At 52.9% G+C, this 23702-nt stretch carries 26 protein-coding genes; 10 read left to right on the forward strand and 16 right to left on the reverse strand.

Going from position 1 to position 23702, the window contains the following annotated elements:
* Window positions 1-277: transposase (locus tag IV04_RS09160; RefSeq protein WP_037440775.1), on the reverse strand; the 277-nt coding region annotated here is incomplete at its 3' end.
* A 46-nt stretch (window positions 278-323) separates the two neighbouring features.
* Between IV04_RS09160 and IV04_RS09165 the strand changes: the two genes are divergently transcribed.
* From IV04_RS09165 to IV04_RS09200, 8 genes are all read left to right on the forward strand, one after another.
* Complete coding sequence (locus IV04_RS09165; protein ID WP_037440778.1) at window positions 324-593, forward strand: hypothetical protein; 270 nt, start codon at window positions 324-326, stop codon at window positions 591-593.
* A 51-nt stretch (window positions 594-644) separates the two neighbouring features.
* A complete protein-coding gene (locus IV04_RS09170; protein ID WP_152562851.1) occupies window positions 645-1337 on the forward strand; it encodes a pilus assembly protein in 693 nt (230 codons plus the stop codon).
* Window positions 1306-1983 carry a molecular chaperone gene (locus IV04_RS09175; RefSeq protein ID WP_051916737.1) on the forward strand — a complete coding sequence of 226 codons (678 nt, stop codon included), beginning with the start codon at window positions 1306-1308 and terminating at the stop codon, window positions 1981-1983. The genes IV04_RS09170 and IV04_RS09175 overlap by 32 nt, the downstream gene beginning before the upstream one ends.
* A 17-nt stretch (window positions 1984-2000) precedes the next feature.
* Window positions 2001-2522, forward strand: coding sequence for a hypothetical protein (locus tag IV04_RS09180; RefSeq protein ID WP_051916738.1), 522 nt, complete (start codon window positions 2001-2003; stop codon window positions 2520-2522).
* Window positions 2523-3204: 682 nt separating this feature from the next.
* Complete coding sequence (locus IV04_RS09185) at window positions 3205-3663, forward strand: hypothetical protein (RefSeq protein ID WP_037401322.1); 459 nt, start codon at window positions 3205-3207, stop codon at window positions 3661-3663.
* 160 nt (window positions 3664-3823) lie between these two features.
* Complete coding sequence (locus tag IV04_RS24650) at window positions 3824-4471, forward strand: LuxR family transcriptional regulator (RefSeq protein WP_051916739.1); 648 nt, start codon at window positions 3824-3826, stop codon at window positions 4469-4471.
* A gap of 67 nt (window positions 4472-4538) precedes the next feature.
* Complete coding sequence (locus tag IV04_RS09195) at window positions 4539-5486, forward strand: LysR substrate-binding domain-containing protein (protein WP_235212859.1); 948 nt, start codon at window positions 4539-4541, stop codon at window positions 5484-5486.
* A gap of 146 nt (window positions 5487-5632) precedes the next feature.
* Window positions 5633-6538 carry a LysR substrate-binding domain-containing protein gene (locus IV04_RS09200; protein WP_037401319.1) on the forward strand — a complete coding sequence of 302 codons (906 nt, stop codon included), beginning with the start codon at window positions 5633-5635 and terminating at the stop codon, window positions 6536-6538.
* Between the two features lie 97 nt (window positions 6539-6635).
* Here the strand turns inward: IV04_RS09200 and IV04_RS09205 are convergent, their stop codons facing one another.
* The 6 genes from IV04_RS09205 to IV04_RS09230 all read right to left on the reverse strand — a co-directional run bounded on the left by IV04_RS09205 (window position 6636) and on the right by IV04_RS09230 (window position 12835).
* Window positions 6636-7313: a molecular chaperone gene (locus IV04_RS09205; RefSeq protein WP_037401318.1), complete on the reverse strand. Its 678-nt coding sequence runs from the start codon at window positions 7311-7313 to the stop codon at window positions 6636-6638.
* Window positions 7282-7974 (reverse strand): pilus assembly protein, encoded by a 693-nt coding sequence (locus tag IV04_RS09210; RefSeq protein WP_037401317.1) that lies wholly within the window; start codon window positions 7972-7974, stop codon window positions 7282-7284. The genes IV04_RS09205 and IV04_RS09210 overlap by 32 nt, the downstream gene beginning before the upstream one ends.
* A 464-nt stretch (window positions 7975-8438) precedes the next feature.
* Entirely contained in the window at window positions 8439-9884 is a 1446-nt protein-coding gene (locus IV04_RS09215; protein ID WP_037401314.1) for an NAD-dependent succinate-semialdehyde dehydrogenase, read from the reverse strand.
* Window positions 9881-10927, reverse strand: a complete 1047-nt coding sequence (locus IV04_RS09220) for an aldo/keto reductase (protein WP_037401313.1) — start codon at window positions 10925-10927, stop codon at window positions 9881-9883. Before IV04_RS09220 ends, IV04_RS09215 begins: the two co-directional genes overlap by 4 nt.
* A gap of 10 nt (window positions 10928-10937) precedes the next feature.
* Window positions 10938-11441, reverse strand: coding sequence for a formaldehyde-activating enzyme (gene fae, locus IV04_RS09225; protein WP_081893191.1), 504 nt, complete (start codon window positions 11439-11441; stop codon window positions 10938-10940).
* A 29-nt stretch (window positions 11442-11470) separates the two neighbouring features.
* The gene (locus tag IV04_RS09230; RefSeq protein ID WP_037401311.1) at window positions 11471-12835 is read right to left on the reverse strand and encodes an MFS transporter; all 1365 of its coding nucleotides are present in this window, start codon (window positions 12833-12835) and stop codon (window positions 11471-11473) included.
* Between the two features lie 248 nt (window positions 12836-13083).
* On the opposite strand from IV04_RS09230, the gene IV04_RS09235 reads away from it, so the two are divergent.
* Window positions 13084-13986 carry a LysR substrate-binding domain-containing protein gene (locus IV04_RS09235; RefSeq protein ID WP_037401310.1) on the forward strand — a complete coding sequence of 301 codons (903 nt, stop codon included), beginning with the start codon at window positions 13084-13086 and terminating at the stop codon, window positions 13984-13986.
* On the opposite strand, the gene yieH is transcribed toward IV04_RS09235, so the two are convergent.
* Window positions 13976-14641 (reverse strand): 6-phosphogluconate phosphatase, encoded by a 666-nt coding sequence (yieH, locus tag IV04_RS09240; RefSeq protein WP_037401309.1) that lies wholly within the window; start codon window positions 14639-14641, stop codon window positions 13976-13978. The genes IV04_RS09235 and yieH overlap by 11 nt on opposite strands.
* 225 nt (window positions 14642-14866) lie before the next feature.
* Here yieH and IV04_RS09245 point away from each other — a divergent pair, with 225 nt between their 5' ends.
* Window positions 14867-16204 carry an NCS2 family permease gene (locus tag IV04_RS09245; RefSeq protein WP_037401308.1) on the forward strand — a complete coding sequence of 446 codons (1338 nt, stop codon included), beginning with the start codon at window positions 14867-14869 and terminating at the stop codon, window positions 16202-16204.
* A 182-nt stretch (window positions 16205-16386) separates the two neighbouring features.
* Here the strand turns inward: IV04_RS09245 and IV04_RS09250 are convergent, their stop codons facing one another.
* The 8 genes from IV04_RS09250 to rpmH form a co-directional block, all read right to left on the reverse strand.
* Window positions 16387-17439 (reverse strand): hypothetical protein, encoded by a 1053-nt coding sequence (locus tag IV04_RS09250; protein WP_037401307.1) that lies wholly within the window; start codon window positions 17437-17439, stop codon window positions 16387-16389.
* Window positions 17440-17493: 54 nt separating this feature from the next.
* The gene (locus IV04_RS09255) at window positions 17494-18060 is read right to left on the reverse strand and encodes an NADPH-dependent FMN reductase (RefSeq protein ID WP_037401306.1); all 567 of its coding nucleotides are present in this window, start codon (window positions 18058-18060) and stop codon (window positions 17494-17496) included.
* A 214-nt stretch (window positions 18061-18274) separates the two neighbouring features.
* On the reverse strand, window positions 18275-18988 hold the full coding sequence (locus IV04_RS09260; RefSeq protein WP_037401304.1) for a 4'-phosphopantetheinyl transferase superfamily protein: 714 nt from the start codon (window positions 18986-18988) through the stop codon (window positions 18275-18277).
* Between the two features lie 215 nt (window positions 18989-19203).
* A complete protein-coding gene (gene mnmE / locus IV04_RS09265) occupies window positions 19204-20568 on the reverse strand; it encodes a tRNA uridine-5-carboxymethylaminomethyl(34) synthesis GTPase MnmE (RefSeq protein WP_037401301.1) in 1365 nt (454 codons plus the stop codon).
* A 95-nt stretch (window positions 20569-20663) separates the two neighbouring features.
* The gene (gene yidC / locus IV04_RS09270; protein ID WP_037401298.1) at window positions 20664-22301 is read right to left on the reverse strand and encodes a membrane protein insertase YidC; all 1638 of its coding nucleotides are present in this window, start codon (window positions 22299-22301) and stop codon (window positions 20664-20666) included.
* A gap of 2 nt (window positions 22302-22303) precedes the next feature.
* Window positions 22304-22561: a membrane protein insertion efficiency factor YidD gene (gene yidD / locus IV04_RS09275; RefSeq protein ID WP_037401295.1), complete on the reverse strand. Its 258-nt coding sequence runs from the start codon at window positions 22559-22561 to the stop codon at window positions 22304-22306.
* Window positions 22525-22884: a ribonuclease P protein component gene (gene rnpA / locus IV04_RS09280; protein WP_004950547.1), complete on the reverse strand. Its 360-nt coding sequence runs from the start codon at window positions 22882-22884 to the stop codon at window positions 22525-22527. Before rnpA ends, yidD begins: the two co-directional genes overlap by 37 nt.
* Before the next feature lie 18 nt (window positions 22885-22902).
* The gene (gene rpmH / locus IV04_RS09285; protein WP_004093983.1) at window positions 22903-23043 is read right to left on the reverse strand and encodes a 50S ribosomal protein L34; all 141 of its coding nucleotides are present in this window, start codon (window positions 23041-23043) and stop codon (window positions 22903-22905) included.
* Window positions 23044-23702: the final 659 nt, after the last annotated feature.

A 23702-nucleotide genomic window follows, 5' to 3' on the forward strand; every position in this document is an offset into this window, starting at 1 on the left:
CTGCCTGCTTTAGTATTTCTTTTTCCATTTCCAGCCGTTTAATCTGCGCTCTGAGCGACTGGATTTCACGTTGCTCTGGTGTCAGTGCAGGATTGTCCGGCGTCACCCCGCTGACTTCTTCTTTGTACTGGCGTATCCATTTACGCAATTGGCTGGGGTCCAACTCCAGAGCGCGTGCAACCTCGATGGTTGACCGCTGATACTTAACGACCTGCTCAATAGCTTCCAGTTTGAATTCAGGAGAAAAACGGCGTTTGGTCTGTTTAGGTTGAGTCATTATCAATTACCTCAATTGGCTGTCATTAAATTAACAGGCTATTGAGGTGTCCGGTATTACTGATCCACTACAGGTATACCCGGTGAAAGCAGAGGTGAGCATGAACCTGTTGTACAACGGTTTCCTGGTGGACTCGCAGGGTGCACCGGTCAGCGGGACGCTGCAGGAGAGTGGCGATACGGTTTATCCGAACGGGTTGTTCTCGCTGGCGTCCTCGACGCTGCTGCAGGAAATCACCGTGAGCGGCAAACAGGGGCGCTACCGCTGCGATCTGACCAAGCCGAAAGACAAACGCTTCTTGTGTGTGCCTGGTTGATACAGGCGAGAAACCCTAGGGTTGAACAGAGAATACAAGCGAGAAAGACAGATGAAATCAATGATAAATACCCTGCGCCTTACTCTGGCGCTGGGCCTGGTAACCCTCGGCGGTTATGCGCAGGCCGACGGCCAGTTGATGGTGATGCCTGCCCGCACTCTCGTTGAGGGCCAGCAACCCCGCACCGTGCAGGTCAGCAACCTGGGTGACAAGCCGCTGTACCTGAAGGTTGACCTGATGCGGGTGGAAAACCCCGGCGAGACCCCAGAGCGCAAGACCGCCATCGGCGATATTACCGTGCCGGAAATGTTGGCCAACCCCGCCAAACTGACCCTGGGCCCGGGCCAGAAGCGCGACATCAACCTGGTGGCGTTGAAATCCCCCACGCGCGAAACGCTGTACCGGTTGTATATCGTGCCGGTTTCCAGCATCAAGGTGGTCGGGGAAGAGAGCAAGGACAAAATCCGGGCACCGCTGACCTTTGGTGTGGCCTATGGCGTGCTGGTGCACCATCTGCCCCCCACCGCAGCGCAGACCCATGGCTGGCAGCATCAGTGCACCGCCGCAGGTCTGCAGTTGACCGCCACCGGCACGGTGAACAGCCAGTTCCGCGGCCTGCAGGTCACCCCCGCCGGCAGCATGCCCGCCGAGCAGAAAGTGTTCCCGGGCACACCACGGGTGTTTCCGGTTAAAACCCTGAAAGGTAACGTTGATGGCCAGCCGTTTGATATCAGTTGCCCGTAAGGCCCTCGGGTTGGTGTTGTGTGCCCTCCCGTGGGGAGCGGCACAGGCGCTGATTGATATCTCGCCCAAGATACTGGTGATGGAAGCGGAGCAGGCAACGGTCACGGTGATTAACACTGGCGATACCCCGGAGTTTGTCAACGTCATGCTCTACCAGCTCACCAATCCGGGCGTGGCGCCGGAAGAGGAACAGACGGTGCCGCAGGGGTTGCTGAAAGAGCCTTATCTGTTTGCCACGCCGTTCAAACTCTCGCTGGGGCCACATCAGGAGAAGCGCGTGCAGTTGAAGGCGCTGAAAACCCCGGAGAAGGAGCGGGTTTACCGCTTGGTGGTGACCCCTGAAAAGCAGGCCAGCATCAGCGGCACCCAGAGCAATGTGATGCTGCTGAACCTGGGGTTTAACGGGCTGGTACGGCAGTTGCCACTCAACCGGGTGGCAACCTGGCAACACCGCTGCGGGGCGGAGGGGATTGAACTGGAAGCCACGGGCACGGTGCGAGTGGAGTTCAGCGAGCTGCGTTTGGCAGGGAAGGCGGTGGATGATTTTAATCTCTACCCGGGCACACCGCGCCGGCTGGCGGCGAAGAGCCTGAGCGGCGAGGTGCAGGACAAACCTTTCAGCCTGCAATGTGGAGCAGGGAAGTAATCATAACAGGAGCGCAAATGAACAGGTGGAAACAGGCGCTAGGCGCAGCATTACTGCTGTGGACCGGGCTGGCGAGTGCAGTAGATACCCCATTAGGCGGCATACCGGTCAGCATTACCTTGACCAATCTGCCGAAAATTACCGTAGAAAAACCGGGCGGTGGCTGGTACGACACGCTTACGCTGAGCAACAGCGCAGGCAGTGACATCACCCGTTATCAGGCCCAGGTACCGGTGCAGGTGAGTATCCGCAACGAACGTAATTTTACGGTGTCGCTGGTCAATCCGCTGGTGCTGACGCATGAAACCAAACCCGAGCTGACGTTCACTACCGAGCAGGTGGCGTTTGGCAGCAACGCCACGAATTTGCAGGCATTGAGTGCCACGCCAGTCGCCTTCAGCAACCCGGCCCCGTTGGCGGATACCTCAAGCGGCAGTTACCTGCTGTCACTGGTGGCGCGCCAGCCAGTCGGCGTATTGGGCACCATCTCCGGGAGCTACCTGGGCAAACTGGTGCTGCTGTTTGAAGTTCAGGCATAAGGCTGCCGCGTCACCGGCAGGTCGGTCTGGCATGAAGCCAGTGTGGCCGATGGCGTATGGCGAACCCGGCAGCGGGTTCCCGCTGAGACATATAGGATGATGTGTAATGAAAACGAAGATTTTTTCTGTATTGGCGTGCGTTTTAGGCCTGCTGGGTATGAGGGGCGCTCAAGCAGTTGTCAACATCAGTAACTGCCTGGTTACCGAGATTGGTAATGGCATCTGGGAAGGTTCATTTAATTTTGTTTCAGAGAACTTTCCTACAACTCAGACTCTCAACATAATTTATGTCGGTATACCGATCCCAGTGAATGGATTCATCGGTGGACAAACGATGCCAACTGTCACGCCGTCACCGCTGCAAGTGGCAGACTTTACACTCGCGTTAACATTAGGTAACGCGCAAGTCATCAAACAGAGTGATGGCGGGATAGCGATCGTACCAGTGTCCGGAGGGGCCATACTGCGGGACGTGAGAGGTACTGTCAAGGTCAGGTTCGATATGAACAACCCCTTGATTTACCCGGCTCTCAGGATAGATACAAGATTTACATCCCCGGATCAAAGTATCTGGGGATGGTATTTTGCCGTCCCAGGCAGGACAACAGGCTGTCTGGCAGGTTCATCTACGGCGGTCGCGCCCCCGAAGGAGGATCTGATAGATTCGGACCCTAAATTCGCGATGAGTACGGCCCAGTGGATGCTGAATACGGCGGATGTAGGGGATTTACCGGATGCTTCGGCGCCGGGTAACGGTTATGCTGCAACGATCAATAACCTGCCCAGCAACAACCTGTGCATGAACTATCTCACCGACAAGGTTAAGGATAAAAGCTATGCCCTGAGCGTCAGTAACGGTTACAGCTCGCAGGGGGGGCGCAACCTGTTTGCCCTGAATGGCAGTAACGGCAGCCAATTGCTGTATAACCTGCAACTGGTGAGTAATGACGGGATGACGGGCAATAACTTTAACTTCCCGGCCACTGCCGCTAATTACATTACGCTCTCACAGTTGCCCAGCAGCGTCGATAAACGTAGCGAAATGTGCTGGACGCCGAAGATCAACCTGTTCAAAAATGCGACCACCCAAGCGGGTATGCATACCGACACATTGAATTTTATGGTCACGCCAAAGGCATAAATCAGTGTAGCCCTGTGGCCCTTCAAGATGCAGGAATGTTGATTGAGGTGATGTACTTGCATCAACGAGTTCTCTCCAACAGACTCACACCTGCTGTTGACCTGCATCTTGAAGGCACGTGGGCATAAATATTTTTCACCTTTAATAAATTGAAAATGGTATGCAAAAAGAAAAACTGATGGTCATTCAATGCCCATGTCATTTTACTTTATTGGGGCTGGTCAAATTGTTCGGGAACTCTCTGTTTTCCGAACAGCTAGAAAATTCAGAGAAATTTAAAAGCCTGGATGAGTGTGAAGAATATTTAAGAACGGAGTCGGATATTGATCTTCTGATGCTGACGTTCAGCAGTAAAGAACATAATCTGGTTCAATTGATCAACTTCATTGCTAATAAACTGCCGTTATTGCACCCTAGAACAAGGCTGCTATTGCTTGCTGATAACGTATATATTACCTTTCTTAAAAGCTATTACTCTGAGTTTGACAAGGTCAGCGCAATACTCGATGTTTCAGCTTCGTTAGACAACCTTCATGCGCTATTGAGTGATGTTTTAAAAGGGAATAGGCAAGAGAAAAAGAGTGCTGTATCACTTTCATCACGTGAATTGACGGTGTTAAACCGCTTACTCAGTGGTAGAACCCAGGCACAGGTGGCCAATGACTTGAAATTGAGTCATAAAACAGTAAGCCACTACAAACGCTCCGCACTGGTTAAATTAGGGCTTCCTTCATTGCACCCTTTTTTCATGCAAAGATATAAAAATGGATCGTTAAAAAAAGTGTATCAGGTGGTCAATAGACAATAGCCTTTCAGGGTTGTCTCTGTATTACTGGTGACAATAGGGTTTGAATTTTACTGTCAATAGTTAATTGATGTTTTATTTATCAAATGCACCATGTAGCCTATTTATGAGAAATTTACCCAAATTAAGTCAGCTGCAAATATTCGAGTCTATTATACAACACGGCAGCTTCCGATCTGCCGCGAAAACCTTGAATCAGGCACAACCCGCATTAACACGGGCAATCAACGAACTTGAAAAAACATTGGGTACCTCGCTGATGGTACGTGGCCCGAAGGGCGTCGTGCTGACAGAAGCCGGGCAGTTGCTGGAGCCCCGTATCCAACTGATCCTGAGGGAGCTGGAGCGGGCTGTCAATGAAGTGGAACAAGTGAGCTACTCATCGCGCGGGAGCGTGGCATTGGGCAGCTCCTCACTGCCTTTTTTCACCATGCTGCCTGCGGCTATCAAGCGCTTTCAGAAGCGCTTCCCCCAGGTGAATATCTATCTCACCGAGGGGCAAATCCCTGAACTATTGTCTGACATACGACATGGCAAACTGGATTTTGCTATTGGCACCACAGGAGCCGAGGCAGTAGCCGGTGATTTTATTACCGAGCCCTTTTTCACGGCCTCCTTTTGTGTGCTGGCCCGTAAGGAACACCCACTGGCTCAGAGCACCTCTTTGGAGCAACTGGAAGAGGCAAAGTGGTATTTACCCGGGGAGAATCAGGGCTATCACAGCCAGTTAACCCCGCTTTTATTCCCCAAGCCGCACCATCCTTATACGGTTGTTAGAGGTGATACGATCACAGCAGGGTTGCAAATGGTTTTCGACGCCGATTTTTTGATCGTGGCATCCAAAGAGATGTTAAAAGTGCCTTATTTAAAAGACCATCTTTGTACGCTCCCGCTAGAAAAACCCTTGCCGGATGCCACTTACCACTTTATTTACTCGCAACGTCTCTCATTGACGTTGGTCGCCAGAAAGCTAATGGATAAACTGCAATGGGAATGTAAAAACTATGTCTGGAACTAAATAGCTCTGCATAGTGGCGCTATACTGAATTAAGGACATTTGACTCGGCCCATCGCTGCGATAAGCCGCCTTCATGTAACTTGGATTAACCAATGTTTATTTTCTTACCTATAGATTGTGCAGTATGATGATTTCTGGAGTTTGTGATGAGGAAAAAGCCCAAAATACAACAACTTATGATTTTTTCAACAGTGGCGGAGATGGGCAGCATTAGTGCAGCAGCGAAAAAACTGTATCTTTCACAACCGGCTCTGACAAGGAGCCTAAAAGAACTGGAGGAAATCGTCGGTGTAGAGCTTGTAGTAAGAGGGATTAATGGTATTTCTTTAACAGAGATAGGTAAGGTTTTTAATGGTAGGGTGCAGCAGATATTGAGTGACATGGATAAAGCTATTATTGAAATTGAGAATATTATCAAATTTACAGAGAGTACTATTAAGTTCGGTTTTTTATCTTCATTGACATACTCTATATTGCCTGATGCAATGAAAAATTTTCAAAATATTTTTCCAAATGTGTGTGTTGAACTTTATGAGGGGCAGATCACTGATTTACTGCCCTATTTAAGACAGGGAACTTTAGATTTTGCTATTGGTATTATCAACTCTGAAATGTCAAAGGACGAGTTTCTTTTTGAATCTCTTTTTTCCATTCCTTACAAAATTATTGCTCGTAAAGGACACCCGCTGGAAAATTGCACTACAATAAAAGAATTGCAAGGTGCTTCCTGGTGTTTACCTTCTAACAGCTTTGGCTATCAAAAAGAGATTGAATCTATCGTATTCCCTGATGGAATAAATGGGCATATCTTAAGAGGGGACTCTGGCCAAATAAGAATCAATATGGTTTTAAATGCCAATTATTTGACCTTAGAACCTGATACTGTATTCAGTAACCCTTCTTTAAGTCGAGATCTCACCGTAATTCCAATAAAGGATAAAATACCTACGGCTTTATATTGCATCATTTATAAAAAAACGTTCCCACTCCCGCCTGTATCCAGATGGTTGATTGATGAGTTCAAACGGAGTATCGATAAGTTCCACTGTTAAATAACTTACATGAGTGATCCATCCGGGTAACTGCCTGGATGGTTAGGTTGTAAAGGGTGTTTCGGTTCCGAGACACCCTCTTAATAAAACAACCCGGCTATTTGCCTGCTCCACATTGCAGGCTGAATGGTTTGTCCTGCACCTTGCCGCTCAGGCTCTTCGCCGCCAGTCGGCGCGGTGTGCCCGGGTAGAGATTAAAATCATCCACTGGCTGCCCTGCCAAACGCAAATCGCTGAACTCCACCCGCACCGTGCCAGTGGCTTCCAGCTCGACTCCTTCTGCCCCACAGCGGTGTTGCCAGGTTGCCACCCGGTTGAGTGGTAACTGCCGCACCAGCCCGTTAAACCCCAGATTCAGCAGCATCACATTGCTCTGGGTACCGCTGATGCTGGCCTGCTTTTCAGGTGCTACCACCAGACGGTAAACCCGTTCCTTCTCGGGGGTTTTCAGGGCCTTCAACTGCACTTTCTTCTCCTGACGTGGCCCCAGCGAGAGTCTGAACGGCGTGGCAAACAGAGAAGGCTCTTTCAACACCCCCTGCGGCACCGTCCGTTCCTCTTCCGGCACCACGCCCGGGTTGGTGAGCTGATAGAGCATGACATTGACAAACTCCGGGGTATCGCCGGTGTTAATCACCGTGACTGTTGCCTGATCCGCTTCCATCACCAGTATCTTGGGCGAGATATCAATCAGCGCCTGTGCCGCCCCCCAGGGGAGGGCGCACAGCACCAGCCCGAGCACCTTACGGGCAGCTGATAGCGAACGGCTGGCCATCAACGTTACCTTTCAGGGTGTTAACCGGAAACACCCGCGGTGTGCCCGGGAACACTTTCTGTTCAGCAGGCATTTTGCCAGCCGGGGTAACCTGCAACGCAGTGAACAGCGAATGCACCGTCCCGGTGGCGGTCAATTGTAGCCCTGTGGCGGTGCATTGATGCTGCCAGCCATGGGTTTGGGCACTGGTTGGTGGCAAGTGATGCACCAGTACGCCATAGGCCACACCGAAGGTCAGTGGCGCAGTGATTTTGTCTTTGTTCTCTTCCCCGACCACTTTGATGCTGGAAACCGGCACGATATACAAGCGGTACAGCGTTTCCTGAGTTGGGCTTTTTAGCGCCACCAGATTGATATCACGCTTCTGACCGGGGCCCAGGGTCAGCTTGGCGGGGTTGGCCAGCATTTCCGGTACGGAAATATCGCCGATGGGGGTTTTGCGCTCTGGGTTCTCGCCGGGGTTTTCCACCCGCATCAGGTCGACCTTCAAGTATAACGGCTTGTCACCCAGGTTGCTGACCTGCACGGTACGGGTCTGTTGACCTTCCACGGTGGTACGTGCGGGCATCACCATCAACTGGCCATCGGCCTGCGCGTAACCACCGAGGGTCATCAGGCCCAGCACCAGAGTAAGGCGCAGGGTATTTATCATTGATTTCATCTGTCTTTCTCGCTTGTATTTACAGTCTTCTATATCGGTGGATAACGTTGTAGCAGCGGCAACAGAAAGTATTGCCTTTAATATTAGGCTTAACCTTATTATTTATTGGACTGTTAATGATTTAGGTATAGATACCAAATGAGTCGCAGTAACCTTTAGATGTAACAAAATCATTAATCAGTAGAGAGGGGATATATCATCAAAACTGCTAATCCACGCCAGTTAATATAAGATTATTCTCAGTATGTGTGAATACAACATTTTTGTATTGGCCATGCAAAAAAAACATACCCTGTAAAAGGGTAGGATTTTTCTGCATTAAAAAGATATTGTAATCAGAGGGATAACTAATTTAAGTAGCGTGAGGGTACAGGTAACATGCTGAGTGGATACGCTGCGCTCGCATAACTTGGCCGGAGATCACCGGCCAAGGTTGCAGAGTTAACGGTGATGTTGAGGCTCGCTTACAGCAATTGCCCCAGATTAACGTATTTGGTTTCCATGTATTCATCCAGGCCAACGTCCGATCCTTCGCGGCCTAAACCGGACTCTTTCACTCCACCAAACGGTGCCACCTCGGTGGATATAATTCCTTCGTTGATGCCGACCATACCGCTTTCCAGCGCCTGGCTGACGCGGAAGGCGCGCGCCAAATCGCGGGTATACAGATAAGCCGCCAGCCCGAACGGCGTCGCATTGGCGCGTTCAATGGCTTGTTGCTCGGTGCTAAAGCGGAAGCAGGCGGCCAGCGGGCCGAAGGTTTCTTCATGAGCCAACAGCATGTTTTCATTGGCATTGGCCAGCACGGTAGGTTGAAAGAACGAGCCGCCCAGCGCATGGCGCTCGCCGCCACACATCAGTTTGGCCCCCTGTTTCAGCGCGTCCTGCATGTGAGCCTCTACTTTTTCTACCGCTTTCAGATGGATCAACGGCCCCTGCTGTGCCCCTGACGTCATACCCGGTGCCACTTTTAACGCCTGAGCGGCCTCGGTCAACTGTTGCACAAAGCGGTCGTAAATCCCGTCCTGAATGTAGAAACGGTTAACGCACACGCAGGTTTGCCCACTGTTGCGGAACTTTGCCGCCATTGCACCGGCTACGGCGGCATCGAGATCCGCATCGTCGAACACAATAAACGGCGCATTGCCACCCAGTTCCAGTGACAGCTTTTTCACCGTGTCCGCCGCTTGGCGCATCAGCAATTTGCCGGTGGGCGTGGAGCCGGTGAAAGACACCTTACGCACCAACGGGCTGGCCATTAATGTTTCACCAATAGCCACGGTATCACCGGTAACGGCGTTGATCACGCCAGCGGGAACCCCGGCCTGCTCTGCCAATACGATCAGCGCAAAGGCAGAAAGCGGCGTTTCATTGGCCGGTTTAATCACCGCCGTGCAGCCTGCGGCCAACGCGGGGCCAAGCTTACGCGTCAGCATCGCCAGCGGGAAATTCCACGGAGTGATGGCGGCAATCACGCCAACCGGCTCCTTAAAGGTAAAGATCTGGTTACCCGCTTTGGTGGCTGGTATGGTTTTGCCGTTGGCGCGTTTGGCCTCTTCGGCAAACCATTCGATAAAGCTGGCGGCATAGGCCACTTCGCCGGTCGCTTCGCTCAGCACTTTACCTTGCTCGGTGACCATCAATTCCGCCAGCTCTTTTTGATGCTGCATAATCAACTGGAACCAGCGCTGTAAAATCTCTGCCCGCGCTTTGGCGGTGTGAGCGCGCCAGGCTGGGAGCGCTGCTGCTGCTGCGTTAATCGCGGCGGTGGTTTCTGCCCGGCCTGCCAGCGCCACATCGGCCACCTTTTCGCCGTTGGCCGGGTTATCGACCGGATAAGTTTGGGTTGTGGTTTGCCATGTGCCGTTGCAATACCAGCCGGTACGCAACAGTGAAGAATAAGCCGTCATGCAATGTTCCTTTTTTCTACGTTATCCAGGGCGAATAAACCGCGCGCCGGGCGGCTTTCGCGTGCAATGCGCTTACCGGCGGTGTAGTCGTTGATCACATCGCACGGGGTGTAATTGCGTTCCAATTCATAGCGTTCGTCTTCGCTGAGCGGGGTGTTCAGTGCCGCGATGGCGCTGTCGATCTGTTGTACTGAGTCGGCCCCGACCAACATGCAATCCACCCCTGGGTGGTTGATCACCCAGGCTTGGGCGATCTGTGCCGGGGGAACGCCGCGCAACTGCGCGACATGGCTGACCGATTGCGCCACGTTAAGCGAAGCCGCATCAGCATACATTTCCTGCGTGAAGAAGTCGGTTTTGTTGCGCACAGAGTTGAAATCACAGCTCAGCAACCCGCGAGCCAACGGGCTGAAGACCGAAACCCCCAGCCCCTGATCGCGGCAGAACGGGATCATTTCGCGCTCTTCTTCGCGGTAAGCGCAGTTGAGCTGCAGTTGCATATTGATTGGTTTGGCGTAGCCGTTACGCTCGCAGCACCACAGGATCTTGGCCAACTGCCAGGCAGTCATGGTGGAAACCCCGACATAGCGCGCTTTACCAGCGCGCACAATGTCGTTCATGGCGGCCCAGGTTTCTTCGATTGGCGTGTTGACGTCGAAGTAGTGCAGCATATAGATATCCACATAATCGGTGCCCATGCGGCGCAGGCTGGCGTCGATACTCTCCATAATGTGCTTGCGGGAATGCCCCTGATTATTCATACCTGCGCCGATCGGGTAGCCAACTTTGGTGGTCAGCACCAGTTCGTCACGGTTGGCGATGTGGTTAATTACCCGCCCAACCACTTCTTCCCCTGCGCCGCTGGAGTAAAAGTCGGCCAGATCGATAAAGTTAATCCCATTCTCCAGCGCGTGGCGGATCAATGGCTCGCTCTGCGCTTCATCGAAAATCCACGGTTTCCACTGTTTGCTGCCCATATTCATGGTGCCCAGGCACAGGCGTGAGACTTTCAGGCCACATTGCCCCAGATTGATGTATTCCATGGCGCTTTCCTCAGGCTTTTGGCGTATAGAACGGGTTGCCCAATTGCGGTAGCGCTTGGGTTAACTGATGGCGCGTTGGCAATTTTTCCATCGCTGCGCAGATTGCCTGAGTACAAGCACGATAGTTGTTGTGATAAACCTCATCGATATCGTTACAACTCGGGTTTACCCAATTCGCGGTGATGATGCACCATTCGTCCTCGGCCTGTGCTGGCAGTACGCCTGACAGCAATGCTTCGGTAACTGCTTTGGCGATCGCCGCCTGTGACGCGCCCCAGGTGGCGTTGCCGTGCAGTTCACCGCTGATTTCTGCCTTGTTGACGTACAGCGTCATCGGCTTGGCCGGGACGTTAGGCTTGATCACCACCATAAATGGGCAATGCCCTTGGCTGGGTGAGGCCAGGCTGGCCGAGAACGCCTGGCCGACCACGCCATTACGTGGTCCGATCATGATATTGATATGCGAGGCGTTCACGCCGTTACCTGCAAAGCCTTCACCGATATACATTTCCACTAAAAGATCTCCTGTTTTTTAAGATGAGGTTATTTCGCGATGGCAGCGAAGGTGTTTTCTGCCTGAGGCGCTGAATCCTGAGCGGCATCCACCAACGTCAGCCCTTTGGTTTCCGGGGCCCAGGCAATGGAAACCATCGCGCCAATAATCAGAATCAAGGCCAGCAGGCCAGTGGTGGCGGGCATGCCGTAATGGGCGATCGAGAGTGGCAGCAGGCTGGTGCCGATGGCAGAACCCAAGCGGCTGATAGACAAGGAAAAACCCACCCCCATGGAGCGCACTTCGGTCGGGAAGCTTTCGGCTGGGAATACGCCCACCAGATTGCTGACCGCTGACATCACCAGCGTAAAAGCGGCAAAGATGGCGATCAGCCAAGCGGTTTGGCTGGCCGGGATCAGGCTCAGCATCACCAGGCAGGCCGCAAGAAAGATAAAGGAGCCGATCAGGAACCCACGGCGTGAACACACCACCGTCAGCACGATCCCTAATACAGCGCCAACGATCAGCAGGCCATTGAGCAGCAGATCGGTGGCAAAGTTATTGTCTAACCCCATGATTTGCAGAATCGAGGGCAGGAAGGTGTAGATCGAGAAGTACGGGATCACCAGGCAGACAAAAAACAGGCTGTTAAACGCGGTGCGGCGGCGATATTTGGCACCAAACAGTGACAGAAAGCGTTGTTGAGACACGGCCTGCACTTCATCATTGAGCGCCACATTCGGCCCGAAGTGTTGATGCACGATCGCCATTGCCTGCTCACTGCGCCCTTTACCCATCAGCCAGCGTGGTGATTCTGGCGTGCCGATGCGCATCAGCAGAATGGCCAGCGCCGGTAGTGCGGAAGAGCACAGCAGCCAGCGCCAGGCATCGGGGCCGGTCGCCGTCAGGAAATGGCCGACGATCCCTGCCCCCACATAGCCAAATGTCCAGACCACGCTGAAAGCGCCGAGCAGCACGCCCCGGTGTTTACGCGGCGAGAATTCGGCCAGCATGGTGTGCCCGACCGCAAAATCCCCCCCTAAGCCGATACCTATCATCACGCGCAGCAAGAATAACTGTTCCGGTGTGCTGACAAAGAACTGCAATGCAGAGGCGAGCGTGATGATAATAAAGCTGAAAGAGAAGATTTTCTGGCGGCCAATATAATCAGAAATCCAGCCGAACATCAGGCTACCGATAAACAGGCCGATCAGGGCGGAGCTGCCGAGCATGCCCTCCCAGAACGCGGAAACGCCCATTTGCGGTTTGATCTGCGCCAGTGCGAAGCCAATAACGCCGAGCACATAGCCGTCGGTGAAGTGGGCACCGAAGGTCAGCCCAGCGATCTTGATATGGAAGCGGTTTAACGGCACGTCATCCATACGGATGGTGGGTTGTTGTGTCAGATGTTGCATTGACCTGTCCTCCTGTTGGAGTTGAGCGGTTTTTGTAGGTTTGTTGTTGGTTTTTTGTTTTTATCGCGTTAACAATGTGGCAGCGGTAGGGGCGGTAGGCGAGTGCGTTTTAGTCATACCGTTCAGCGGAAAATGCATGTGATCTGGCTCTGGTTTTACAGAGATAACTGCTGCGGGTATGGGCGAAATCCACCAGATTGGCAACATCTCTCTAACAATCCAGTGCATAAGGCAGAGGTCTGTGGATCGTGAGAAAACTCCCATCACTCACTATGTTGCGCGTATTCGAAGAAACCTGCCGGACGCTGAGTTTCAGTAAAGCGGCTGAAGCGCTGTTTATCACTCAAAGTGCTGCCAGCCGCCAGATTAAGCAGTTGGAGGCGTTTCTCGGTAAGTTGCTGTTTGTGCGTAGCCACAGCGGGCTGGCGTTGACTCAGGATGCCATGCTGTTATTGCCGGTGGTGCGGCAATCGCTGGATATTCTGGAAGAAGGCGTGCGCCATGTGCAGTTGCACAACCCTTTACAACACCTGCGGTTGCAGGTGGCCCCTACGTTCGCCACCCGTTGGCTGGCACCGCGCTTAGTCACGCTGCGTCAGCGCAATAGCCAATTGCAGATCGCTCTGATCAGCGAAGCACGGCAGAAGTACTGCGACTTTGACTGCGCGGTGCGCTTTGGCGAATGGGCCGAGAGCTTTGGCGGCGAATGGTTGTGCCATGAGCAGTTGGTGCTGGTGGGTAGCCCGTTGCTGATGATTAACGGCGTTTTCCCACCGCTGAACACGCAGCCACAATTGCATATTCTCAATGGCGATAGCCGCATGGATACCTGGCAACGCTGGCTGGCGGCGGCAGGGCGCACGGAAGTGCAGGAACAAGGGGGGTTGGAATTCAGCACCCAGGATCAGGTGATCAACGCCTGTATTACCGGCGCAGGTTACGCGGTGCTGGATAAAATGATGATCCGCAATGAATTGCACAGCGGTTTGCTGGTGCTGCTTTCACCGCTGGAACTGAAAAGCACCAACGGCTATTGGCTGGAGATCCCGCCCGGCAAGCGTGAACTGCCACGCGTGCGCTACTTTCATGATTGGCTGCGGGCAGAAATTGGCCGGGGAGAACTGGCCAAAGTGGCAATAGTTAACGGGTAAGCTGCCAGCCGCGTTGTTGCCACAGCGCAGGCAACTGGGCCAGATCGTCAAACATGGTGACCAGCGGGTGCTCGATCGGTTGATTGTGCGGATCGGCGCAGAAGTAAAACACCGGGATCCCGGCAGCGATACCCGCCTGGGCTCCAGCGGCGGAGTCATCCACCAGAATGCAGCGTTCTACCGGCACCTGCATCTGTTGTGCCGCGTGGAACACGATGGCCGGATCGGGCTTCCAGCGCTGAATATCGTAGCCGCTGAACAAGCGGTCATCAAAATAGGACAGCATGCCGGTCAACCCCAATGAATGCTGCATTTTGCTTACCGGGCCGTTGGAAACGGTGCACATCGGTGCTGCCATCTGTGCCAACAGTTCGCGGGCTCCGGCGATCGGTTGCAGTTCTGCCTCAAACAGGCGTGCCACTTCCTGGCGGTAAACCGGCTCCAGTTCGCTGACCGGTAAGTTCACACCCTGTTCAGCATTAATCTGTTCGACAACCTCGTACAGCTTGATTCCTTTGAATCGCTTGAACACTTCCTCCAACGAAAGCGTAATACCAAAGCGCTCAAACATGTGCACGTAGGCTTTGCTGCACAGCACTTCGCTGTCTACCAGCGTGCCATCACAATCAAATAAAACACATTCAACCTGATTCATCGGGGTAAAGATCCTCAGTTAAGCCATGATGGTTGCCACTTTAACCGGATTGTGCAGAATTGCGACCTCTTAAGCATTTATTGACGGTCAATATGAGTAAATACAAGCCGTTGAAAATTTCAGCCATAAACTAGGGTGAAAAAAGCCTGTGAGTAAGGTCAAAAACCCAACATTTTGTTATAGGATAGCGGCCAAAAGTCCATTCCCTTCTTCGGAATTCTGATAATGAGCAAACAAGACATCAGCCTTGATGCAAAGCAAGGCTTGCTTGAGCGTGTGTTTAAACTCAAGCAGCATGGTACTACGGCACGCACGGAAACGATTGCCGGTCTTACCTCCTTTTTAACCATGGTGTATATCGTGTTCGTTAACCCCCAGATCCTGGGTGCAGCGGGCATGGATACTCAGGCGGTATTTGTGACCACCTGCCTGATCGCCGCATTCGGCAGTATTTTCATGGGGCTGCTGGCTAATCTGCCAGTGGCGTTGGCACCGGCAATGGGTCTGAATGCGTTCTTCGCGTTTGTGGTGGTCGGTGCGATGGGGATTTCATGGCAGGTCGGGATGGGGGCGATTTTCTGGGGCGCTGTGGGTTTCCTGCTGCTGACCCTGTTCCGCATTCGTTACTGGATGATTGCCAATATCCCGTTGAGCCTGCGTGTGGGGATCACCAGCGGTATTGGCCTGTTTATCGCCATGATGGGGCTGAAAAATGCCGGTATCGTGGTGGCTAACCCAGATACGCTGGTGGCGGTAGGTAACCTGACTTCCCACAGCGTGCTGCTGGGGGCGCTGGGGTTCTTTATTATTGCCGTGCTGGCTTCACGCAATATTCATGCGGCGGTGCTGGTTTCCATCGTGGTGACTACGTTTATCGGTTGGCTGTTGGGTGATGTGAAATATGGCGGCGTGTTCTCTATGCCGCCGGATATCACGACCGTCGTGGGGCAAGTGGATTTGGCCGGTGCGCTGAATCTCAGCCTGGCCGGGGTGATCTTTGCCTTTATGCTGGTGAACCTGTTCGACTCTTCAGGCACCTTGATCGGCGTGACCGACAAAGCTGGCCTGACGGATGAGAACGGCAAATTTCCGCGTATGAAGCAGGCGCTGTACGTTGACAGCATCAGTTCGGTGGCCGGGGCGTTTATCGGCACCTCTTCTGTGACTGCCTATATTGAAAGCTCGGCGGGCGTTTCCGTCGGTGGCCGCACTGGCCTCACCGCCGTGGTGGTGGGGATTCTGTTCCTGCTGGTGATTTTCCTGTCGCCGTTAGCCGGGATGGTGCCCGCCTATGCCGCTGCGGGTGCGTTGATCTACGTGGGGGTGCTGATGACCTCCAGCCTGGCACGTGTGAAGTGGGAAGACATGACCGAAGCGGTTCCGGCCTTTGTCACCGCCGCCATGATGCCTTTCAGCTTCTCGATCACCGAAGGTATTGCCCTGGGCTTTATCTCTTACTGTGTGATGAAGCTCGGCACTGGCCGTTGGCGCGAAATCAGCCCATGTGTGATCGTGGTGGCGCTGCTGTTTGTGCTTAAAATCGCGTTTGTTGACGGGCATTAAGAGTAGAAAAGAGGCCCAGTGAGCTGGGTCTCTCAGACTGCAGACGAAGCCAGTTATTAGGGGGAGCGTGCCGAAGGGGTCGTAACGGCGTAAGCCGTCGGAGTGCCCCTCGGTGCGCTAGACCCGGGTATCTCGGGCTAGAAGACGACTTTGTCATCAAACTCAGCACGTTGGGCCTCTTATCAGAATCCCGGCGATGCATCCGTAGTTTTACCCATCACCCAGCGTAATGGTTGGTTAAAACGCGCCTGCCAGCCACCGAGCGCATCCTCTCCCTGAGCAAAATGTTCAATCTCGACCTGGTTCTTTTCGTTGAACAGATCGGCGAAATACAGGGCCAGCGCCTGATCGTCGAAATTCTGCCGATCGTAATAAGCGATCATTATCCGCTTTTTTTCTGCCAGTGAATGTTTGGCCGGAGTGATTTCACCGTTGGGGGCAATCAATAAAGCACCTGCATAAAACTGCGGGTATTTGGCCATCAGATTGGCACCGTGCAGGGCACCTTGCCCACGCGCGGTCAGGAATACCTGCTTGGGATTCAGCTTCAAAACCGGGGTTAAAGAGCGCAGAGCACGTTCAATCGCGCTTTGGGTGCTCTCATCACTGTAATTTGACCAGCGGAAATTGTGCTCCGCCAGCATTTGGGTGCCATTAAGCTCAATATAGGCGACACCAGCTTCTGCAAACAGTAAGCGGTCTTCTGGCTTGATGGCTGCTGCCTGACCATAGGCGTGCAGGTAGACGATGGTGGGCCAGCCTCCTGGCGGTGGTTCGCCACTCGGGACGGCATAATAGGCTTTACCTTCAAACTGTGAAGCGTATTGCTGATAGCGGGTCTTGGTCTCGGCGAGAATGGAACGGTAGGTTTCACCTTGCTGGATACTGTTGAAGGCACTGTCTTCCAGCAGGTTGTAGTAATACCACAATCCGCGCTTGGCGCTCAGTTGCAGATAACGTTCAGCAAGCTCGGTCTGGCCCTTTTCGGCTGAAGAGGCTGCCAGTTGATAGGGGGCCCAGACATTGCGTGTATCTTCGCGCATCAGGGTCAGATACAACGACATGGCTTCTGTCTTTTTATCCTCCTGGCTATAGGCAGGCCGTGGCAATGGCGTAGTGGGTGAATGGCGCGCAGGGAGCTCTACCGGTTCTTCTCCGGCAGGGTAACGCATTTCTGCAGCAAACAATGAACTGCCAGTGCAAACCATCAGCATAGCTAGGATAATCAAACGCATATTTTCTACTACATCAATAATGCAGCGGCACCGATCACGATGCCGCAAGGAAGTTTACTTCACGCGACGAATATAATCGCTGAATGCAGATAGTTGGCCCGCCAGAAAATCCAGCGTGCCTTGATCAACCAATTCACCTGTTTGTTCATCAACCTTGTTCTGGATCACGCCGCCCATAAATTCGGGTTTGTTCATCACCATGGCATCAAGAAACACCAGGATCTGGCGCAGATGATACTGGCAACGTGCACCACCGATCGGCCCCATGGAGCTGGTTTGAATGGCAACCGGTTTACCGGCCAGAGGTTGATTGGGCAAGCGTGAAAGCCAGTCGATGGCATTTTTCAGGCCGCCAGGAACCGAGTAATTATATTCTGGTGTAACAATAATGACGCCATCAGCCTGACGGATTTGTTCTGCAATGGCCTCAACCGTGGCGGGGAAACCGTCTTCCTGCTGCCGATCGGTATCATAGAGAGGGATATCGCGAATCGAAGGCAGGGCTTCTATGGTTACGCCGTGGGGAGCCAGCTTGGGTAAGCTGCGGGCAATCATGGCGTTATAAGAACCTTTGCGTAGGCTGCCCAGCAAAGTGACGATTTTTAGTGTTTGCTCTGACATAGGGTCATTCTCGCTTTCTAAAAAATGGATCCAGCTAATATCTACAGATTTTAGCTGCTGCTTGAAAAATGAAGGAATAAACAGCAGGTAAATAGTAGAGCAAATTTTCAACAGATAATAGGCGAGCTATATAATTTATCTGCTTTTACCATTCTATGTAGGAATTAATTTCTTTAAAAAAGTTTTATTTCACATATTCCGCCATTAGGGTGACTCATCGAGCCGGTAAGCTGGTCAGCTTGAGAAAATGGGTTGATAGTGGTGGATTGCGCGATGATATTTCACTTTTTTTGCGCAATCCAAGCCGGTCGTCATACCGCCAGCAAATCAGGCGTTCCAAACCTGGCGTGCGAGCGCAGGCCCAACTCAGATACTCCCCGGCCTCGCTCATGACATGCACAATTGGCGCTGCGCTGGAGCGCAAATGCCCGGAAAACGGATAAAGATGTAAGGTTTCCTGCCCATCATTATTCAGGCCACAAAGTTTCAACACGCACTGGCGAATGCTCCAGAGCTGAGTTTCTGCCTCCAGCCGATCGTCCTGCTCTTCAATCCAGGCCTGCTCGGTAACGGATTGGTACTGCTGCTGCAGGTTACGGCCACGTGCGCGTATCACTTCAATATCCAGCCCGACCTTACCTTCCAGGCTCAGCAAGGCACCGACCGTATTGCCCGCATAAGCCAGGCTGAAGTCAGGCAAATAAGGATCGACAAAATACGGTCGCCCGGTGGGGGTGGCGGTAATCGGGGGCAGAACGGGCAGGCGATACAGATAGAACATCATTTCAGCCAGCAGGATCCGCCCTTGCAGGAAACGCTTGCGGCGTTTATGTGAGAAATTCAGCGTTTTTTCAACAAGATCGCTTGATAGCCGATGAGTGTTAAAAACCTCGGAGGTGGTATCCCAGCGGATAAAGTGACAAGTCATTATTCACTCCATGATCGAGGCTGAAAAAGCTGTAATGCGAGATTAAGCATAACGTTAAGCTTTTCCATCAATAAAACACATTTGAATTATCTTAAATATTCACATTATGAATATTTAAATCATAAGATATACTTATATTGTGGAATAAAAATCCCACAAAACAACCTGTCGAGTGGGATTTTAGAAATGGGAAGAGGTATAGCGATGTGTGGGGCTTACTTACCGATACAAAAGCTGGAGAAAATACGCCCCAATAGATCGTCGGAAGTGAATTCACCCGTGATCTCACTCAAGGCCTGCTGTGCCAAGCGTAACTCTTCGGCGAGCAACTCCCCCGCGTAAGCGCTCACTAACTGTTCTTTGCCTTGCAGCAGATGTTGGGCTGCCAGCTCCAAAGCTTGCAGGTGGCGGCGGCGAGCCAGGAAGCCCCCCTCCATATTGCTGGTGAACCCCATGCTTTGCTTCAGGTGGTCGCGCAGCAGATCGATGCCTTCGCCGGTACGTGCTGACAGGCGAATAAGTGAGTGGCCATTTACTTCGCTAATCCCCAGCGCTTCGCCAGTAATGTCGGCTTTGTTACGCACCACGGTGATGGGCAACTTGCTGGGCAGGCGGGCCATAAACTCTGGCCAGATTTCGCTGGGTTCGGTTGCCGCCGTGGTGGTTCCATCAACCATAAACAGCACGCGATCGGCCTGTTCTATCTCATTCCACGCACGTTCGATGCCAATGCGCTCGACTTCATCGCTGGCTTCGCGCAGGCCTGCGGTATCGATAATATGCAGCGGCATGCCATCGATATGAATATGTTCACGCAGCACGTCCCGCGTGGTGCCAGCAATGTCGGTAACGATCGCCGCTTCACGACCGGCCAACTCATTGAGTAAGCTGGATTTACCCGCGTTTGGCCGCCCGGCAATCACCACTTTCATCCCTTCGCGTAGCAGGCTGCCCTGGCGCGCTTCGGTACGCACGTTGTCCAGATCGGCCATCACGCCATTGAGCTGTGCTTCGATTTTGCCGTCGGAAAGGAAGTCGATCTCTTCATCAGGGAAGTCGATCGCCGCTTCCACATAGATACGCAGGTGAGTGAGTGCTTCCACCAACTGGTGGATGCGGGTAGAAAACGCGCCTTGCAAAGAGTTGATGGCTGAACGTGCCGCTTGCTCCGAGCTGGCATCGATCAGGTCGGCAATCGCTTCCGCCTGTGCCAGATCCAGCTTATCGTTGAGAAATGCACGTTCAGAGAATTCACCGGGCCGCGCAATACGCACACCGGGCAGTGCCAGCACGCGCTTGAGCAGCAGATCGAGGATCACCGGCCCACCGTGGCCCTGCAGTTCCAGCACGTCTTCACCGGTAAAAGAGTTCGGGCCGGGGAACCATAATGCAATGCCCTGATCGAGAACCGCGCCTGCAGCGTCGCGGAACGGCAGGTAATCGGCGTAGCGCGGCTTCGGCAGTTTACCGAGCAATGCCTGGGCGACATCTTTCGCGTTGCGGCCTGAAATACGCAGAATGCCGACGCCGCCGCGTCCCGGCGGGGTGGCAAGGGCAGCGATAGTATCGGTGGTACTCATAACGGGTTATCTCTCTGGCAATATGCAAAAAGGCGGTCGAATGACCGCCTTTGAGTTTCGCAGAAGGGGCATAAACTGCAACCCCTTGCCTACGCTTAAGACTTCTTCTTGTCGCGGCTGTGCAGGCCACGTTTTTCCAGCCCGCGATAAATAATCTGCTGCTGGAGGATGGTTACCAGGTTACTGACGATGTAGTACAGCACCAGACCAGACGGGAACCACAGGAAGAACACGGTGAAAATCACCGGCATGAAGGTCATGATCTTCTGCTGCATCGGGTCGGTCACGGTGGTCGGTGACATCTTCTGGATGAAGTACATGGTCACACCCATCAGGATCGGCAGGATGTAGTACGGGTCCTGCGCTGACAGATCGTGGATCCACAGAATGAACGGCGCATGGCGCAGCTCAACCGAACTCATCAGCATGTAGTACAACGCCAGGAAGATTGGCATCTGGATGATCAACGGTAAGCAGCCACCCAGCGGGTTCACTTTCTCTGCCTTGTACAGCGCCATCATTTCTTGGCTCATGCGCTGTTTGTCGTCACCGATCCGCTCACGCATCGCCTGCAGTTTTGGCTGCAGCAAGCGCATTTTGGCCATCGAGGTGTACTGCGCTTTGGTCAGCGGGTACATGATGCCACGCACGATGAAGGTGATGATGATGATCGAGAAGCCCCAGTTACCGATAAAGCCGTGGATGAACTTCAGCAGTTTGAACAGCGGCTGGGAAATAAACCACAGCCAGCCGTAATCCACGGTCAGATCGAGATGCGGAGCCAGTTCGGCCATCTTATCCTGCAATTCAGGGCCAACCCACAAGGTGGCACTCAACTGCTGCTGCGCACCCGGTTGCACCACCACAGGAGTCGACTTAAAGCCGATCGCGGACAGGTTATCGCCAGGTTTTGCGGTGTAGAAGGTGTTTTTGCCCTGAGTCTGTGGCACCCACGCGGTCGCGAAATACTGCTGCAGCATGGCAACCCAGCCGCCCTGCGTGGTGATATCCAGGTTCTCTTCCTTATCGAACGCATACTTCTGGTATTTGTTGTCACTGGAGGAGTAGGCCGCGCCACGGAAAGTGTGCAGCGCAAAATTGTTGCTGCCGGTGTCACGGTGTTTTGGCAATTCGGTGCTTTGCTTGAGCTGGCCAAACAGCGTCAGTTCCAGCGGTGCTGCACTTTTGTTGACGATGGTGTAATCCACGCCCACGCCGTAGTGGTTACGCTTGAGAACGAACGTCTTGGTGAACACCGAGCCGTCTTTGCCGGTAAAGGTCAGCGGGATACGCAGTTCATCCTGGCCATCTGCCAGTGTGAAAGTATCTTGCGTGGCTTCAAACAGAGGGCGCTCGCCGTTGGCCGGGTTATCCGGGCCGTTTCTGCCGGTCAGGCCGCTTTGTGCTTGGTAGACAAATGCCGGTGTGGTTTCCAGCAACTGGAATGGCGTTGATGAACCCAAAGATTCCGGGTAGGCCAACAATTTAGCCTGTTCGATATCACCACCACGGGTGTTGATGGTCAGCGACAGTACGTCAGTATTAACAGTAATCAGTTTACCCTGACCACTGGCTGGCAAAGCCTGGCTGGCAGCATCACCGGTAGCAGTGTTCGCAGTCTGTTGCGTGGTCTGGGCGGTTGGCTGCGGAGCGTTGTCCGTTTGCCAAGCCTGCCAGATCATGAAAGACACGAACAGCAGAGCGATGAGGAAAAGATTGCGTTGCGAATCCATCGTTAATGTTCTCTGTTATCGTCGGTTTTCGGCGGCACGGGATCATCGCCACCTGGGTTCAAAGGATGGCATTTTAATACGCGTTTCAATGCCAACCAACTGCCTTTTAACATGCCAAACCTGCTTAATGCCTCAATTGCGTAATGAGAGCATGTTGGCTGGAAGCGGCAACGAGGCCCAAGCAGCGGACTGATGACGAGCTGATATGCCCGTACCAGCCCGATCAGGATGCGGGAGCCTGGCGACAGTGGCGACGCCATAATTTTTCCAAAGCTTCCGTCAGCGCGCGGTTATCCAAATCCGCGATCCCTTTTTTAGCCACCACGACAAAATCCATCGCCGGTAATTCGTGCTGACGTAAACGGAAGCTTTCGCGGGTTAGGCGTTTGATCCGGTTGCGTTCATGTGCGCGTTTGACGTGTTTTTTGGCGACAGTAAGACCGATACGGGGATGCCCCAGCTGGTTCAGGCGGCCGAGAATGGTGATTTGCGGCGTGCCAGCCCGTTGTGGCTGCTGGAAGACGAAAGTGAAATGAGTGGGAGTTAACAAACGTAACTCCCTGGGAAAAGCGAGCTTAACCACTCAGCGGGTTAGCTTTTATTACTTAGAAACAGTCAGACGAGTACGGCCTTTCGCACGACGGCGGGCCAGAACTTGACGACCATTTTTGGTGGCCATACGGGCACGGAAACCGTGGCTACGGTTACGCTTCAGTACGGACGGTTGGAAAGTGCGTTTCATAGCGATTTCTACCTAAACTTAAATGAATTACTGAGAAGTCAAATGCGTTTGGCTACTCGGCGTGAAGACGACCGACACCTCAATCGCATATAAAGAGGCGGGATTGTAATAATTGTACAGTCCTGAGTCAATTCGCATCATGCGCCAAACCTGCATATTTCGAGTCGCAGTCAACCTGCACCTTGAGATCTGCTGGGCATAGCCTTACCTGGTTGCTTGCCAAATACGGAAAAGATCCCGCTTTGGCCCGTGGTCACCGCAGAATCCTGTCTGGTAAATGACTCACCGTTGAGGAACCAGGTATCACACGTAGGGCGAAGATTATACGGACTCGGGGTGAAATCGCAAGGATCCAGGTACGATCCTGTGTGTCTAAGACGAAGATCCTGCGTGGATAACCGGGTATAACTCATTTGTGTCGTAAAAATCGAGCACGACAAAATCAGATTTTATCGGTATCGGGACGTAAGTGGTTAAAATACAATCACTCACTAATGGCTGTGGATAAAATGGATCTAATCTGTGAGGAAGGGGAGGATCTCTTGCGCGTATTGCGTTATGATCCTCTATTCCGATCGCGATCCCAAATGAGGGATCGTCAGGGACATAAACCGTGAAAGGCGGTTCGCATGCCCTACAGGTTTTCAGCCGATGCCGGG

Origin of the sequence: Serratia sp. Ag1 (assembly GCF_000743355.1) — a bacterium.
Lineage (GTDB): Bacteria > Pseudomonadota > Gammaproteobacteria > Enterobacterales > Enterobacteriaceae > Chania.